11 protein-coding genes are annotated in these 16,184 nt (G+C 72.5%); 8 read left to right on the top strand and 3 right to left on the bottom strand.

Annotation, left to right across the window (positions count from 1 at the left end; translation table 11 throughout):
- Positions 1-159: 159 nt before the first annotated feature.
- Both FE634_RS09135 and FE634_RS09130 read right to left on the bottom strand, forming a co-directional pair.
- A complete protein-coding gene (locus FE634_RS09135; RefSeq protein WP_246060490.1) occupies positions 160-579 on the bottom strand; it encodes a hypothetical protein in 420 nt (139 codons plus the stop codon).
- Between the two features lie 83 nt (positions 580-662).
- A complete protein-coding gene (locus tag FE634_RS09130) occupies positions 663-1,442 on the bottom strand; it encodes an enoyl-CoA hydratase/isomerase family protein (protein WP_138875702.1) in 780 nt (259 codons plus the stop codon).
- A gap of 79 nt (positions 1,443-1,521) precedes the next feature.
- On the opposite strand from FE634_RS09130, the gene glgX reads away from it, so the two are divergent.
- The 3 genes from glgX to FE634_RS09115 all read left to right on the top strand — a co-directional run bounded on the left by glgX (position 1,522) and on the right by FE634_RS09115 (position 4,793).
- A complete protein-coding gene (glgX, locus tag FE634_RS09125) occupies positions 1,522-3,684 on the top strand; it encodes a glycogen debranching protein GlgX (RefSeq protein WP_148240529.1) in 2,163 nt (720 codons plus the stop codon).
- 85 nt (positions 3,685-3,769) lie between these two features.
- A complete protein-coding gene (locus FE634_RS09120; RefSeq protein WP_138875701.1) occupies positions 3,770-3,985 on the top strand; it encodes a hypothetical protein in 216 nt (71 codons plus the stop codon).
- Positions 3,963-4,793, top strand: coding sequence for a peptidoglycan recognition protein family protein (locus FE634_RS09115; RefSeq protein ID WP_212721371.1), 831 nt, complete (start codon positions 3,963-3,965; stop codon positions 4,791-4,793). The genes FE634_RS09120 and FE634_RS09115 overlap by 23 nt, the downstream gene beginning before the upstream one ends.
- A gap of 37 nt (positions 4,794-4,830) precedes the next feature.
- Here FE634_RS09115 and glgP read toward each other — a convergent pair whose 3' ends face one another.
- The gene (gene glgP / locus FE634_RS09110; RefSeq protein ID WP_148240528.1) at positions 4,831-7,431 is read right to left on the bottom strand and encodes an alpha-glucan family phosphorylase; all 2,601 of its coding nucleotides are present in this window, start codon (positions 7,429-7,431) and stop codon (positions 4,831-4,833) included.
- 111 nt (positions 7,432-7,542) lie between these two features.
- Here glgP and FE634_RS09105 point away from each other — a divergent pair, with 111 nt between their 5' ends.
- The 5 genes from FE634_RS09105 (at position 7,543) to FE634_RS09085 (ending at position 16,152) form a co-directional block, all read left to right on the top strand.
- Positions 7,543-9,531 carry an alpha-1,4-glucan--maltose-1-phosphate maltosyltransferase gene (locus tag FE634_RS09105; protein ID WP_138875699.1) on the top strand — a complete coding sequence of 663 codons (1,989 nt, stop codon included), beginning with the start codon at positions 7,543-7,545 and terminating at the stop codon, positions 9,529-9,531.
- On the top strand, positions 9,528-11,324 hold the full coding sequence (treS, locus tag FE634_RS09100) for a maltose alpha-D-glucosyltransferase (protein ID WP_138875698.1): 1,797 nt from the start codon (positions 9,528-9,530) through the stop codon (positions 11,322-11,324). Before FE634_RS09105 ends, treS begins: the two co-directional genes overlap by 4 nt.
- On the top strand, positions 11,321-12,745 hold the full coding sequence (locus FE634_RS09095) for a maltokinase N-terminal cap-like domain-containing protein (protein ID WP_137292058.1): 1,425 nt from the start codon (positions 11,321-11,323) through the stop codon (positions 12,743-12,745). Before treS ends, FE634_RS09095 begins: the two co-directional genes overlap by 4 nt.
- On the top strand, positions 12,742-14,994 hold the full coding sequence (gene glgB / locus FE634_RS09090) for a 1,4-alpha-glucan branching protein GlgB (protein ID WP_148240527.1): 2,253 nt from the start codon (positions 12,742-12,744) through the stop codon (positions 14,992-14,994). The genes FE634_RS09095 and glgB overlap by 4 nt, the downstream gene beginning before the upstream one ends.
- 90 nt (positions 14,995-15,084) lie before the next feature.
- Complete coding sequence (locus tag FE634_RS09085) at positions 15,085-16,152, top strand: NUDIX hydrolase (RefSeq protein ID WP_138875697.1); 1,068 nt, start codon at positions 15,085-15,087, stop codon at positions 16,150-16,152.
- Positions 16,153-16,184: the final 32 nt, after the last annotated feature.

Below are 16,184 nucleotides of genomic sequence, written 5' to 3'. Positions count from 1 at the left end.
TCATGGTGGTGTGGCCCGGAGGGCCCCTCCTGATGCACTCGGCGGGCCGGGGGCCCGGATGATGCGACGTTGGCAGGTTACCGCCGAGTCAACACGGTGGGACCACCCGCACCTAGGGCACACGGGTGCGACGTGCGCCACATCCGACGACGGAGCCGCTCAGGGGCGCACGAGCCGGTCGACGATGCGGCCGACGACCAGCCAGACGATCGCGGCGATGCCGTAGTTGAAGAGCGCGGTCTTGGTGTCCTGGGTCTCGGCCAGCGCGGTGTCGAAGTCCTTGATCGGGTTGCTGAGGTCGAAGAAGCCGAGGTCGACGTCGTCGGCCCGGTCGACGACGAAGCGGACCAGGTCGTTGGCGGGGTTGGCCTCCAGCGCGATCATCAGCACCGCCGAGGCCAGGATCAGGGCGAAGAGCACGCAGACCGCCCAGAGCGCGCGCGCCAGCGCGATCCGCAGCTTCGCCAGGTCCATGCCGGGAAGGCTACGGCCCCGGTCGGTGGACGTCGTGTCGTCGCCGGCCTCGGGCGCGGCCGACTCCCGCCGCGGCGCGTCGGTCGTGGTCTTCTCGTCAGTCATGTCGGTCCTCCGGGTCGGGCCTCGTCGCGGGTGAAGACTGTCACACGGTGACGCGGATAGATACGCCCCCGGACGACCCGCCGTCAGCGCCCGACGAAGGTGGCCCGGCCCGGCCCGCTCTCGACGAACGAGGTCATCCCGCGGGTGCGGTCCTCGGTCGCGAAGAGCGCGGCGAACTGCTGGCGCTCGATCTCGAGGCCGGTCTCCAGGTCGGTCTCCAGCCCCCGGTCGATGCTCTCCTTGGCCGCGCGGAGCGCGAGCGCGGCGGCCGAGGAGAACTGCGCGGCCCAGGCCAGGGCGGCGTCGTGGACCTCGGCCGCCGGGACCAGGCGGTCGACCAGGCCGATCGCGAGCGCCTCCTCGGCCTTGACGAACCGGCCGGTGAAGATGATGTCCTTGGCCCGGCTCGGTCCGACCAGCCGGGCGAGCCGCTGGGTGCCGCCGGCGCCGGGGATGATGCCGAGCAGCACCTCGGGCTGACCGAGCGTGGCGTCGTCGGCGGCGATCCGGACGTCGGCGGCCAGCGCGAGCTCGCAGCCCCCGCCGAGCGCGTAGCCGGTGATCGCCGCGACCACGGGCTTGGGGATCCGCGCCACGGCCGTCACGGCCGAGGAGACCGACGCGGAGAGCTTGACCATCTCGGCGTGGGAGAGCCCGGCCATCTCCTTGACGTCGTTGCCGGCGGCGAAGACCCGCTCGCCGCCGTACACGACCACGGCCCGGACGTCGTCGCGCTCGGTCGCCTCGGCGGCCGCGGCCCGCAGCTCGTGCTGGACCTGGACGCTGATCGCGTTCATCTTCGGCCGGTCCAGCCGGATGGTGCCGACGCCGTCGCTGACCTCGAGCCGCACGAACTCCGCCATGTCGTTCCTCTCCCCTGCCCTCGCGCGGCCGGTGAGCCGCTGCGTCCTGCCTATCATTGCGCGCCCTATCATCGGCCGAATGAGTCCGGGCGTGTGGAACAGCATGGGTGAGCGCGCGGACGTGTGGCCCGGGCGGCACGAGCCCCTCGGCGCCACGTGGGGCGTCGAGGCGACGAACTTCGCGGTGCACGCGCCGCGGGCGACGAGGGCCTGGGTGTGCCTCTTCGACGACGACGGCCGCGAGACCCGGCACCCGCTCACCGAGCGCACCCTCGGCACGTGGCACGGCGCGCTGCCCGACGTCGCGCCCGGCACCCGGTACGGCTTCCGCGCCGACGGGCCCTGGGACCCCGCCCGCGGTCTCCGGTTCAACCCCGCCAAGCTGCTCCTCGACCCCTACGCGCGCGCGGTCAGCGGCACGCTCACCCCGCACCCGGCGGTCTACGGCTTCGACGCCGACGCCCCCGAGCGCCGCGACGACCGCGACTCCGCCCCCCACGTCCCGCGCTCGGTGGTCGTCGCGCCCGACGACTTCGCGTGGGGCGGCGAGCGCCCGAAGCGCCAGCGCTGGCGCGACACCGTCATCTACGAGCTGCACGTCAAGGGCATGACCGCGCTGCACGACCGGGTGCCCGAGCACCTGCGCGGCACCTACGCCGGTCTCGCCTGCCCCGCCGTCACCGACTACCTGCGCGACCTCGGCGTCACCGCCGTCGAGCTGCTGCCGGTGCAGCAGTTCCTCTCCGAGCCGAGCGTGACCGAGCGCGGGCTCGGCAACTACTGGGGCTACAACACCATCGGCTTCCTCGCCCCCCACAACGCCTACGCGTCCTCGGGCGAGCGTGGCGAGCAGGTCACCGAGTTCAAGGAGATGGTCCGGGCCTTCCACGCCGCCGGCCTGGAGGTCTACCTCGACGTCGTCTACAACCACACCGCCGAGGCCGGCTCCGACGGGCCGACGCTGTCCTTCCGGGGGCTCGACGACGACGCGTTCTACACCCGCTCGCGGGCCGCGGGCGCCGGTGACGCCTACTGGGACGCCACCGGCTGCGGCAACACCGTCGACACCGACGACCCGTTCGCGCTGCGGCTGGTGCTCGACTCGTTGCGCTACTGGGCCGACGAGATGCACGTCGACGGCTTCCGCTTCGACCTGCTCTCGGCCCTCTCGCGCACCGAGCGCCAGATCGACATGCGCTCGCGCTTCATGACCGCCGTCGGGCAGGACCCGGTGCTGCGCGGGGTGAAGCTCATCGCCGAGCCGTGGGACGCCACGATGGACGGCTACGTCGTCGGCCAGTGCCCGCCGCCGTGGGTGGAGTGGAACGACCAGTACCGCGACACCATCCGCGACTACTGGCGCGGCCGGTCCACCGGCACCCGCGACGTCGCCACCCGGCTCGCCGGCTCCTCCGACCTGTACGCCGACGACGGCCGCTCGCCGTACGCCTCGGTCAACTTCGTCACCGCCCACGACGGGTTCACCGTGCGCGACCTGGTGAGCTACGACGTCAAGCACAACGAGGCCAACGGCGAGCGGAACCGCGACGGCACCGACAACAACCGCTCGCACAACCACGGCGTGGAGGGCGAGACCGACGACGCCGACGTCGTGGCGCGGCGCCGGCGCACCGCGGCCAACCTGATGGCGACGCTCTGCCTGTCCAACGGCGTCCCGATGCTCACCGCGGGCGACGAGCGCGGTCGCACCCAGGGCGGCAACAACAACGCCTACTGCCAGGACGACGAGACCTCGTGGATCGACTGGAGCGCCGACGACGCGTGGCTCGACGTCTACGAGACCACCAAGGCGGCGCTGCGGCTGCGACGCTCGCACCCGGCGCTGCGCCAGCGGCACTGGTTCGAGGGCCGTCCCACGATCGCCGGCGGCCCCAAGGACCTGGTCTGGCTGCACCCCGGGGGGCGCGAGATGACCACCGCCGACTGGCACGACCAGGACCTGACGACGCTCGGCATGTTCGTCCTCGGCGACCCCCTGCGCTCCCCCGGCCCCCGCGGCGAGCAGCAGTCGGACTCGTCGTTCGTGCTGTGGTTCCACAGCGGTGCCGACCCGGTCGACCTCGAGCTCCCGCGCAACCGCTGGACCCACACCGGGGAGGTCGTGCTCTCGACCGACCCCGGCGTCGCGGTCGGCACGACGGTGCACGCCGGCGGGACGCTGGCGCTGTCGGGTCCCTGCGTGGTCGTCCTGGGCGAGGTCACCGGCCGGGCCGGGCCGTAGGGCCGGTCGTGGGGCCGGGCCGGGTCGCCGTCCGGGGCGAGGTCAAGGGAATCCCCCCGTCACGGCGCGGGCGATCCGTGCTGACATGACCTGCATGGCGTCCCACGAAGCAGGCAGCCCACCCGTCCGGCCCCGGCCCCACCGCCGCCACGTCCTGCTCGGCCTCGGCGCCGTGGGGGCGGCGCCGCTGCTGCTCGCCCGGCCTCCCGCGGCCGGCGCGGACGGCGGGGAGCTCGCCGAGTGCCTGGCCGACCTCATCGAGAGCGGGGCGGTGACCCGTGGCGATCTCGTGGCTCGCTGACGTCCTGCGCGGGGCGGGGGTGCAGGTCGTCGAGGAGGGCGACTGGATGGCTCGCAGCGCCGGCTCCGGGTTCGCCCCGATCGGCGTCCTGTGGCACCACACCGCGGCGCCGAGCAGCGCCACCAACCCCGCGCCCGCGCTGAACGTGTGCATCAACGGCCGCGCCGACCTGCCCGGCCCCCTGTGCCAGGCCCTCGTGGACCACCACGGCGTCTTCCACGTCATCAGCGGCAACCGAGCCAACCACGCCGGCGCCAGCCGCGGCTCGGGCCCGATCCCGTCCGGCGACGGCAACACGCTGATGATCGGGTGGGAGATCGACTACGCCGGCGACGGCGGCGGCGGCCAGGTCCAGGAGATGACCCAGGCCCAGTACGACGCGTCGGTCGCCGCGACGGCGGCGGTGCTGGCCCACCTCGGTCGCGACGCCTCGCACGCCCGCGGCCACCGCGAGACCAGCACCAGCGGCAAGATCGACCCGTCGTTCATCGACCTCGACGCGATGCGGGCCGACGTGGCGCTCGCCATGGGCGGCACTCCCCCGGAGCCGCCCGCGGGGACGCCGTTCCAGACGTGGGTCTCGAACGTGAACGTGCGCCCGACCCCCGACACCTCGGGCGCGCCGGTCGGCCAGCTGGCCGCCCCGACCACCGTCCACGTGGTCTGCGAGGCGGTCGGCGAGACCGTCACCGCCGAGGGCTACACCAACGACCGCTGGGCGCGGATCTCGAGCCCGGTCGCCGGCTACATCTCCAACATCTTCATCCAGGGCCCCGCCCAGCTGCCCGTCGCGGCCTGCCCGGTCTGACGGGAGCGCGAGGGGTGCCGGGGCGGGGCGGGGATCCTCAGGCGGTCGCGACGACGCCCAGCTCGGCGTACGACGTCAGCAACCCGTTGCTCGGGACCACGCGGACGGTGTAGCCGAAGGGACCGCTGCGGTCCAGGGCGAGGGTGCCGTCGAAGCGGTGCCGGCCGCCCTCGTAGGTCTCGGCGAGCTCGAGGGCGACGAAGGCGGTGTCGACGAGGGTGTCGTCGGACTGCACGCGGCCGTGGACCAGCTGGACCTCGACGTCGTCGGGCGACAGGGCGCCGAGCGAGACGAAGGCGCGGGCGCTCAGGTGGCCGCCAACCTCGGCGGCGTCGCCGACCCCGCTGCTCTCGACGTGCTCGACCTTGACCTCGGGCCAGGTGCCCTTGACGCGGGCCTTCCACGCGGCGAGCTCACGGGCCCCGGCGTAGTCGGAGTTGAGCGCGCGGGCGTTGACGGCGGCCGGGGCGTAGAGCTGGCGGGTGTAGTCGCGCACCATGCGGGTCGCGAGCACCTTCGGGCCGAGCGACTTCAGCGTGTGCCGCAGCATCTCGACCCAGCGGGTCGGGACGCCGTCGGCGTCGAGGTCGTAGAAGCGCGGGGCGACCTCGTTCTCGATCAGGTCGTAGAGCGCCGCGGCCTCGAGGTCGTCGCGCTTGTCGATGTCCTCGACGCCGTCGGCGGTGGGGATGGCCCAGCCGTTCTCGCCGTCGTACCACTCGTCCCACCAGCCGTCGAGCACCGAGAGGTTGAGGCCGCCGTTGAGGGCGGCCTTCATGCCGGAGGTGCCGCAGGCCTCGTAGGGGCGCAGCGGGTTGTTCAGCCAGACGTCGCAGCCGGGGTAGAGCGGCTTCGCCATCGCGATGTCGTAGTTGGGCAGGAAGACGATGCGGTGCCGGATCGCGGGGTCGTCGGAGAGCCGGACGATGTCCTGGATCAGCTTCTTGCCGCCGTCGTCGGCGGGGTGCGCCTTGCCGGCGATGACGAGCTGGATGGGCCGCTCGGGGTGCAGGAGCAGCGCCTTGAGCCGCTCGGGCTCGCGCATCATCAGGGTCAGCCGCTTGTAGGAGGCCGCGCGACGGGCGAAGCCGATCGTGAGGACGTCGGGGTCGAGCGCGTCCTCGATCCACTTGAGCTCGGCCTTGGCCGCCCCCCGCTTCTCCCACGACTTCGCGAGCCGCTTGCGGGCGTCGACGACGAGCCGCTCGCGCAGGGTCCGCTTGACCGACCACACGTCGGTGCCGGGGACGCGGTCGACGGCGTCCCAGAAGCTCTCGGCGTCGTCGGCACCGCCGTCGGCGCCCTGGGAGGTCGCCAGGCCGAAGACCTCACGCGCCACCCAGCTCGGCGCGTGGACGCCGTTGGTGATCGAGCCGATCGGGACCTCGGCCTCGTCGAAGGCCGGCCACAGGCCGTTGAACATCCCGCGGCTGACCTCGCCGTGGAGCTGGGAGACGCCGTTGGCGCGCTGGGCCAGGCGGAAGCCCATGACGGCCATGTTGAAGACCGAGGCGTCGCCGTCGGCGTAGTCCTCGGTGCCGAGGGCGAGGATCCGCTCGGTCGGGACGCCGGGCGTAGCGCCGGCGTCGACGTTGAGGTACTGCTCGACCAGCGAGCGCGGGAAGCGGTCGATGCCGGCCGGCACCGGGGTGTGGGTGGTGAAGACCGTCGAGGCGCGGCCGACCTCGAGGGCGGTCTCGAAGTCGAGGCCGGGCCCGTCGGCGGCGACGGTGAGCTCGCGGATCCGCTCGATGCCGAGGAAGCCGGCGTGGCCCTCGTTGGTGTGGAACACCTCGGGCTCGGGGCTGCCGGTGATGCGGGCGTGGGCGCGCAGCGCGCGGACCCCGCCGACGCCGAGCAGCAGCTCCTGGCGCAGCCGGTGCTCGGAGTTGCCGCCGTAGAGCCGGTCGGTGACGTCGACGTAGTGGTCGGGGTTGCCCTCGACGTCGGTGTCGAGCATCAGCAGCGGCACGCGGCCGACGCTGGCCACCCAGATCCGGGCGATGAGGTCGGGACCGTCGGGCATCTGGATGGCGATCGTCGCGCCGGAGCCGTCGGGCTCGCGCAGCAGCGAGATGGGCAGCTCGTCGGGGTCGAGCACCGGGTAGGTCTCCTGCTGCCAGCCCTCGCGCGAGAGCGACTGCTTGAAGTAGCCGTGCCGGTAGAGCAGGCCGACGCCGATGATCGGGACGCCGAGGTCGCTGGCGGCCTTGAGGTGGTCGCCGGCCAGGATGCCGAGGCCGCCGGAGTACTGCGGGAGGACGGCGGTGATGCCGAACTCGGGTGAGAAGTAGGCGATCGTGCGCGGCCCGGGGGCGGCGGACTCGCTGCCCGCCGCCATCCGGCGCTGGTACCAGCGGTCGGCGGTCAGGTAGGTCTCGAGGTCGGCCCGCGCGGCACCGAGGCGGGCCAGGAAGCCCTCGTCGGCGGCGAGCTCGTCGAACCGGGACCGGCCCACGGCCCCGAGGAGGCGCACCGGGTCGCGCCCCGTGGACTCCCACAGGACCGGGTCGACCTCGGCGAACACGTCCTGGGTCTCGGGGTGCCAGGACCACCGCAGGTTGCCGGCCAGCTCGCCCAGGGGGGCGAGAGCCGGAGGCAGGACGGGACGGACGGTGAATCGACGGATGGCGCGCACGCACGAAAGGTACCGACAATTCTTGGATCGATCCAAGTACCTGGGCCGTGCCGGTGTCTTCACCCGCACGACGAGGTTGCACCACCACCGACGACCAGCAAGGGTGAGTGCATGGTCGGTCGAATCCCAGTCATGGACGTGCACCCCGTCGTGGACCTCGGGCGGCTCGCCGCCAAGGCGACCGTCGACGAGCCGTTCCCCGTCTCCGCGACGATCTTCCGCGAGGGTCACGACAAGCTCGCCGCGGACGTCGTGCTCATCTCGCCCAAGGGGAAGCGGCAGGCGCCGGTCCCGATGGTGCGCCAGCCCGACCCCGTCGACCGGTACGTCGCCTGGGTGACGCCCGACAAGCCCGGGGCCTGGACCTTCGAGGTGCGGGCGTGGGCCGACCCGATCGCCACCTGGCAGCACGCCGCCGGCATCAAGGTGCCGGCCGGCATCGACGTGGAGCTGATGTTCACCGAGGCACGGCTGCTGCTCGAGCGGGTCGTCGCCGACCTGCCGAAGGGCACCAAGGCCGAGAAGTCGGTGCTCTCCGGGGCGCTCAGCGCGGCCGCCGACACCGCCCGCCCGCCCGAGGCCCGCCTCGCCCAGCTCATGTCCGACGACGTCACCGCGGTCCTGGCCGCCCACCCGCTGCGCGAGCTGCTCACCGTCGCCGGGCCCTTCCCGGCGTGGGCCGACCGCGAGCGCGCGCTGTACGGCAGCTGGTACGAGTTCTTCCCCCGCTCGGAGGGGGCCACCCAGGACGAGGTGACCGGCAAGGTCACCAGCGGCACCTTCCGCACCGCGGCCGAGCGGCTCGACGCCGTCGCCGCGATGGGCTTCGACGTCATCTACCTGCCGCCGATCCACCCGATCGGCGAGGTCAACCGCAAGGGACCCAACAACACCCTCACCCCCGGTCCCGAGGACCCGGGGTCGCCGTGGGCGATCGGCAGCAAGGACGGCGGCCACGACGCCATCCACCCCGAGCTCGGCGACTTCGACGACTTCGACGCCTTCGTGGCGCGCGCCGGCGAGCTGGGCCTCGAGGTGGCCCTCGACCTCGCCCTGCAGGCCGCGCCCGACCACCCGTGGGTGACCAGCAACCCCCAGTGGTTCACCACCCGCGCCGACGGCACCATCGCCTACGCCGAGAACCCGCCCAAGAAGTACCAGGACATCTACCCGGTCAACTTCGACAACGACCCCAAGGGGATCTGCCGCGAGGTGTTGCGGATCGTGCGGCTGTGGATGAAGCACGGCGTCCGCATCTTCCGCGTCGACAACCCGCACACCAAGCCGCTGGCCTTCTGGGAGTGGCTGCTGGCCGAGGTCCGGCGCACCGACCCCGACGTCATCTTCCTCTCGGAGGCCTTCACCAAGCCGCCGATGATGCACGGCCTCGGCTCGGTCGGCTACCAGCAGAGCTACACCTACTTCACCTGGCGCACCCAGCGCTGGGAGATCGAGGAGTACCTGCGCGAGGTGAGCTCGGAGTCCGACCACGTCATGCGGCCGAACTTCTTCGTCAACACCCCCGACATCCTCCACGAGTTCCTCCAGTACGGCGGCCCGCCGGCCTTCAAGATCCGCGCCGCGCTGGCCGCGACGAGCGTCCCGAGCTGGGGCGTGTACGCCGGCTACGAGCTCTTCGAGCACGTGGCGGTCAAGCCGGGCAGCGAGGAGTACCTCGACTCGGAGAAGTTCCAGATCAGGATCCGCGACTGGGCCGCCGCCGACGCCGAGGAGCGCACCCTGGCGCCGTACCTCACCCGGCTCAACCAGGTGCGCCGCGACCACGTGGCGCTGCAGCGGCTGCGCAACATCACCATCCACTCCGCCGACGACGAGAACGTGCTCGTCTTCTCCAAGCGCGCCACGACCGCGGACGGCGAGGACGACACGGTGATCGTCGTCATCAACCTCGACCCGCACGGCGCCCGCGAGACCACCGTGCACCTCGACATGCCGGCCCTCGGCCTCGGGTGGGACGACTCGTTCGTCGTCCACGACGAGATCACCGGGGCCGACTGGACCTGGGGCGAGCACGACTACGTCCGGCTCGACCCGCACCACGAACCGGCCCACGTGCTGGTCGTCAGGAGGCCCGCATGACGACGTCCCACCCCACCGGCCCCGACGCCACCGGCGCGGTCGGCGCCTCGACGACCGGCGAGCCGGTCGAGCAGCCGGTGCTCCCGGCCGGTCCCGGCGAGCCGATCAACCAGACGCCCGACTGGTTCAAGACCGCGGTGTTCTACGAGGTCATGGTCCGCAGCTTCCGCGACTCCAACGGCGACGGCACCGGCGACTTCAAGGGCCTGACCGAGAAGCTCGACTACCTGCAGTGGCTCGGCGTCGACTGCCTGTGGGTCCCGCCGTTCTTCTCCTCGCCGCTGCGCGACGGCGGCTACGACGTCTCCGACTACACCGACATCCTCCCCGAGGCCGGCACGGTCGAGGACTTCCACCACTTCCTCGACGAGGCCCACGCCCGCGGCATCCGGGTGATCATCGACTTCGTCGCCAACCACACCAGCGACCAGCACGCCTGGTTCCAGTCCTCCCGCGAGGACCCCGACGGTCCGTACGGCGACTTCTACGTCTGGTCCGACACCGACGAGAAGTACCAGGACGCCCGGGTGATCTTCGTCGACACCGAGCCGTCGAACTGGACCTGGGACCCGGTGCGCCAGCAGTACTTCTGGCACCGGTTCTTCTCCCACCAGCCCGACCTGAACTACGAGAACCCGAAGGTCCACGACGCGATCCTCGAGGCCATCTCGTTCTGGTTCGACATGGGGCTCGACGGGTTCCGCCTCGACGCCGTCCCGTACCTCTACGTGCGCGAGGGAACCAACGGCGAGAACCTGCCCGAGACCCACGAGTTCCTCCGCAAGGTGCGCCGCTTCGTCGACGAGAAGTACCCCGGCAAGGTGCTGCTCGCCGAGGCCAACCAGTGGCCCTCTGACGTCGTCGACTACTTCGGCGACTTCGAGTCCGGCGGCGACGAGTGCCACATGTGCTTCCACTTCCCGGTGATGCCGCGGATCTTCATGGCGGTGCGGCGCGAGTCGCGCTTCCCGATCTCGGAGATCCTCGAGCAGACCCCGGCCATCCCGTCGGGCTGCCAGTGGGGCATCTTCCTGCGCAACCACGACGAGCTCACCCTCGAGATGGTCAGCGACGAGGACCGCGACTACATGTGGGACGAGTACGCCAAGGACCCGCGGATGAAGGCCAACATCGGCATCCGCCGCCGGCTGGCCCCGCTGCTCGACAACGACGTCAACCAGATCGAGCTGTTCACCGCCCTGCTGCTCTCGCTGCCGGGCTCGCCGGTGCTCTACTACGGCGACGAGATCGGGATGGGCGACAACATCTGGCTCGGCGACCGCGACGGCGTCCGGACGCCGATGCAGTGGACGCCCGACCGCAACGCCGGGTTCTCCTCGGCCAACCCCGGCAAGCTGTTCCTGCCGGCCATCCAGGACCCGGTCTACGGCTACCAGAGCGTGAACGTGGAGGCGCACCTGGAGAACCCGTCCTCGCTGCTGCACTGGACCCGCCGGATGATCCACGCCCGGCGCCAGCACCCGGCGTTCGGGCTCGGCACCTTCCACGACCTCGGTGGCACCAACTCCACCGTGCTGTCCTACGCCCGCGAGCACACCGACGACGAGGGCAACAAGGACGTCATCGTGTGCGTCAACAACCTCTCGCGCTTCCCGCAGCCGGTCGAGCTCGACCTGCGCCGCTTCGAGGGCATGGTGCCGGTCGAGCTGCTCGGCGGGGTGGAGTTCCCCGCCGTCGGCGAGCTGCCCTACCTGCTCACGCTGAGCGGCTACGGCTTCTACTGGTTCCGCCTCGTGCCCAGCGAGCGGCCCGACGAGGGGCACCTGCTGTGAGCGCCGGGACGCCCGACGCGGGCAGCGGCCACCTCGACCTGTCGGTCTTCGCGCCGTACCTGGTCAAGACGCGCTGGTTCGGCGGCAAGGGACGCGACTTCGAGGTCACCGCCGGCCGGCGCATCGGCCGGCTCGGCGACGGCGAGCCGACCCTCGACGTCCTGCTCGTCGAGCTCACCTACGCCGACGGCGGCTCCCCCGAGCTGTACCAGGTGCCGCTGAGCTACTACACCGAGCCGCAGCACCGCCTCGACCACGCCTTCGTCGGCTGGTGGGAGGACCCCGACCTCGGCTGGGTGCACGCCTACGACGCGCTGCACGACAAGCAGGCCACCGGGCTGTGGCTGCGGGCCTTCGGCGCCGCCGAGGCCGGGACGGCCGAGCTGGGCGGGCTGCGGTTCCACCGCGTCCCCGGCGAGGAGATCGACACCACCGCGACCGGCAGCCTCTTCTCCGGGGAGCAGTCGAACTCCTCGGTGCTCTACGGCGACGACTCGGTGCTCAAGATCTTCCGCAAGGTGACGCCGGGCCCCAACCCCGACATCACCACCCACGACGCGCTGACCCGCGCCGGCTCCACCCACGTCGCGCACCTCTACGGCTGGGTCGAGCTCGCGCCCGAGGGCGGCGGCCTGCCCACCCACCTCGGGATGCTCCAGCAGTTCCTGCGCACCGCCACCGACGGCTGGGACCTCGCGCTGACCAGCGTGCGCGACCTGTACGCCGACCCCGAGGTGGAGGCCCGCGAGGCCGGCGGCGACTTCTCCGGCGAGGCCGGGCGCCTCGGCGAGGCGCTGCGGGAGGTGCACACGACGCTGCACGAGCAGGTGCCGACCGACCCGGCGTCGGTGCCGACGCCCGCGGCGATCGCGACGGCGATGCGGTCGCGGCTCGAGGCCGCCCTGACCGTCGTCCCCGGCCTCGCGCCCCACGCCGACCGGCTGCGCGCGGCCTACGACGCCCTCGGCGCGCTCGCGAGCATCGACGTGCAGACCGTGCACGGCGACCTGCACCTCGGGCAGACCCTGCGCACCGCGGCGGGGTGGAAGATCGTCGACTTCGAGGGCGAGCCCGCCAAGCCGCTCGCCGAGCGGCTGCTGCCCGACTCCCCCTGGCGCGACGTCGCCGGGATGCTGCGCTCCTTCGACTACGCCCCGCACGCCGGGGAGCGGCAGCGCCAGGAGAGCGGCGACGCCGAGGCCCTCGCCGAGCGACGCCGGCGCGGCCAGGAGTGGTCCGCGCGCAACCAGCGCTACTTCCTCGCCGCCTACGCCGGCGGTGACCTGACCGCCGAGCAGCAGGTCCTCGTCGACGCCTACGTCGCCGACAAGGCGGTTTACGAGACCGTGTACGAGACCCGCAACAGACCCGCGTGGGTGGAGATCCCACTCGCCGCCGTGGCCAGGATCGGAGCACGATGACGAGCACACCCACGCCACCGCCCACCCCCACCCCTGTCCCCATCCCCCGCGACGAGCTCGACCAGCTCGTCCGCGGCGAGCACGGGCACCCGCACGCCGTCCTCGGCCCGCACGTCAGCGAGGGCCCGGCCGGCCCCCAGGTCACCTTCCGGGTGCTGCGTCCCCTCGCCGAGCGGGTCGTGGTGCGCTTCGGCGACACCGTGGTGCCGCTCGAGCACGAGCACGGCGGCATCTGGGTCGGCACCACCCCCGGTGGCGACGTGCCCGGCTACCGGGTCGGCGTCGACTACGGGCAGGGCGAGGTCGTCGTCGACGACCCCTACCGGTTCCTGCCCACCCTCGGCTCCGTCGACCTGCACCTGGTCAACGAGGGCCGCCACGAGAACCTGTGGCAGGTGCTCGGCGCGCGCGTGCACCGCTACACCGAGCCGCTCGGCGGCGAGGTCGTCGGCACGTCGTTCGCCGTCTGGGCGCCCTCGGCGCGCGCGGTCCGGGTCAAGGGCGACTTCAACAGCTGGGACGGGCGCGAGCACCCGATGCGCCAGCTCGGCCAGTCCGGCGTCTGGGAGCTCTTCGTGCCCGACGCCGGCGCCGGCTCGGCCTACAAGTACGTCGTGCTCGGCGCCGACCACACCTGGCGCGAGAAGGCCGACCCGATGGCGGCGCACGCCGAGGTCGCGCCCGACACCGCCTCGCGCGTCTTCGACTCCACCCACGAGTGGGGCGACGCGGCGTGGATGACCGCGCGCGCCGAGCGGCGTCCGGTCGAGGAGCCGATGTCGATCTACGAGATGCACCTCGGCTCGTGGAAGCGGCACCCCGGCGGCCGGTTCTGGTCCTACGACGAGATGGCCGAGGACCTGGTCCCGTACCTGAAGGACCTCGGCTTCACCCACGTCGAGCTGATGCCGGTCATGCAACACCCCTTCGGCGGGTCGTGGGGCTACCACGTGACGTCGTACTTCGCACCCGACTCGCGCTTCGGCGACCCCGACGGCTTCCGCCGCCTCGTCGACCGGTTCCACCAGGCCGGCATCGGCGTCATCCTCGACTGGGTGCCCGGCCACTTCGCCACCGACGAGTGGGCGCTGGTCAACTTCGACGGCACGCCCCTGTACGAGGACCCCAACCCCCAGCGCGGCTGGCACAAGGAGTGGGGCTCCCACATCTTCAACTTCGGCCGCCCCGAGGTGCGCAACTTCCTCTACGCCAACGCGCTGTACTGGCTGGAGGAGTTCCACTGCGACGGCCTGCGCGTCGACGGCGTCGCCTCGATGCTCTACCTCGACTACGCCCGCGAGGCGGGCGAGTGGTCGCCCAACAAGCACGGCGGCCGCGAGAACCTGGAGGCGGTGCAGTTCCTGCAGGAGATGAACGCCACCGTCTACCGCCGCGTCCCGGGCGTCTGCACGATCGCTGAGGAGTCCACGTCGTGGCCGGGGGTCTCCGGACCGACGTCGCAGGGCGGGCTGGGCTTCGGCTTCAAGTGGAACATGGGCTGGATGCACGACACGCTCGACTACCTGGCGCGCGAGCCGGTCTACCGGCAGTACCACCACCACGACCTGACGTTCGCGATCACCTACGCCTGGACGGAGAACTTCGTGCTCCCGCTGTCGCACGACGAGGTCGTGCACGGCAAGGGCTCGCTGCTACGCAAGATGCCCGGCGACCGCTGGCAGCAGCTGGCCTCGTTGCGCGCCTACTACGCCTTCATGTGGGCGCACCCGGGCAAGCAGCTGCTCTTCATGGGCTGCGAGCTCGGCCAGGAGTCGGAGTGGGCCGAGTCGCGCGAGCTCGACTGGTGGCTGCTCGAGCACCCCGAGCACCGCGGGCTCAGCGACCTGGTGCGCGACCTCAACCGCACCTACGTCGCCACCCCCGCCGCCTGGGCCAACGACGTCTCCCCCGCCGGCTTCAGCTGGATCGACGCCGACGACGCCGGCCGCAACACCTACTCGTTCGTGCGACGCGCGCCCGAGGGCTCCGGCGACCCCGACCTGGTCTGCATCAGCAACTTCGCCGCCACCCCGCACGACGGCTACCGCGTCGGCCTGCCCTCGGCCGGGCTCTGGCGCGAGGTCCTCAACACCGACGCCCAGGCCTACGGCGGCTCCGGCGTCGGCAACCTCGGCGCCGTGCTGGCCGTCGACGGCGAGCACGGCTCGATGCCCGCCCACGCCGACATGGTCGTGCCGCCGCTCGCGACGGTCTGGCTGCGTCGCGACGCGGGAACGAGCCGGGTCTGACGGCGCCCGGCCGGGCCCCGGACCACCGGGGCCCGGCCACCGCCCACGCCTGCCCGCCCGGCCCCTACTGGCCCCTACTAGCCTGACGACGTGAGCACCGATCCCCTGCCCCAGCCCACGCTCACGGACGGGACGGTCACGCTCCGGCCCTGGCGCGACAGCGACGTCCGGCCGACGTGGGAGGGCCACGACGAGCAGGTGCGCCACTGGTACGGCGAGCGCGAGCGACCCTCGCTGGAGCAGTGGCGCGAGATCGTCGACACGTGGCGCCGCGAGCACGCCGAGGCCGGCCGCACCAGCTTCGTCATCGACGTCGACGGCGAGCCCGTCGGCACCGTCGAGCTGCGACCGGTCGACGAGCACACCGGTGAGCTGTCCTACTGGCTCTACGCCGGCGGGCGCGGCCACGGCTGGGCGACCCGCGCCGTCCGCAGCGCCACCGACTGGGCCCTCACCGGCGCCGACCAGGGCGGCCGCGGCTTCACCCGGGTCCAGGCCCGGGTCGAGCCCGGCAACGAGTCCTCCCTGCGCGTCGCCACGCGCAGCGGGCTGCGGCGCGAGGGCGTGCAGCGGGTGGCGCCCGGCACCGGTGACCGCGCCGAGGCCGAGGAGTACGTCGTCCTGGCCCGGCTGGCGAGCGACCCGCCGCTGAGCGAGCCGGGCGCGTTCCGCTCGCTGCTGAACTCGTTCCTGCCGCGCAAGCGCGCCATCGCCCAGATGCTCATCCGGGACGAGGCGACGCCCGTGCCGCGGGTGCTGCTGTGCCAGCTCACCTACAAGCAGGACTGGGACCTGCCCGGCGGCGTCGTCGAGGTCGGCGAGTCACCGCAGGTGGCGGTCGGCCGCGAGGTCGAGGAGGAGCTCGCCCTCACCCTCGCCCCGGGGCGGCTCCTGCTCACCGACTGGCTACCGCCGTGGGGTGGCTGGGACGACGCCCTCTGCCTGGTCTTCGACGGCGGGGCCCACCCGGCCTCGATCACCGAGCGGATCGTGCACCAGGCCCGCGAGATCCGGACCGCGGAGTTCTGCACCGCCGAGCAGGTCGCCGAGCGGTGCGCCGACTTCACCGCGCGCCGGGTCGCCGCGGCCCTCGCCACCCTCGGGACCGGCGACGGCCCCGCGCCGGGAGCGTCCTACACCGAGAGCGGGCGCGCGTAGCGCGACCAGCACGCCGAGCACCATCACCGCGC

Origin of the sequence: Nocardioides sp. S-1144 (genome assembly GCF_005954645.2) — a bacterium.
GTDB lineage: Bacteria > Actinomycetota > Actinomycetes > Propionibacteriales > Nocardioidaceae > Nocardioides > Nocardioides dongxiaopingii.
This window is presented reverse-complemented; position numbering and strand designations above follow the sequence as displayed.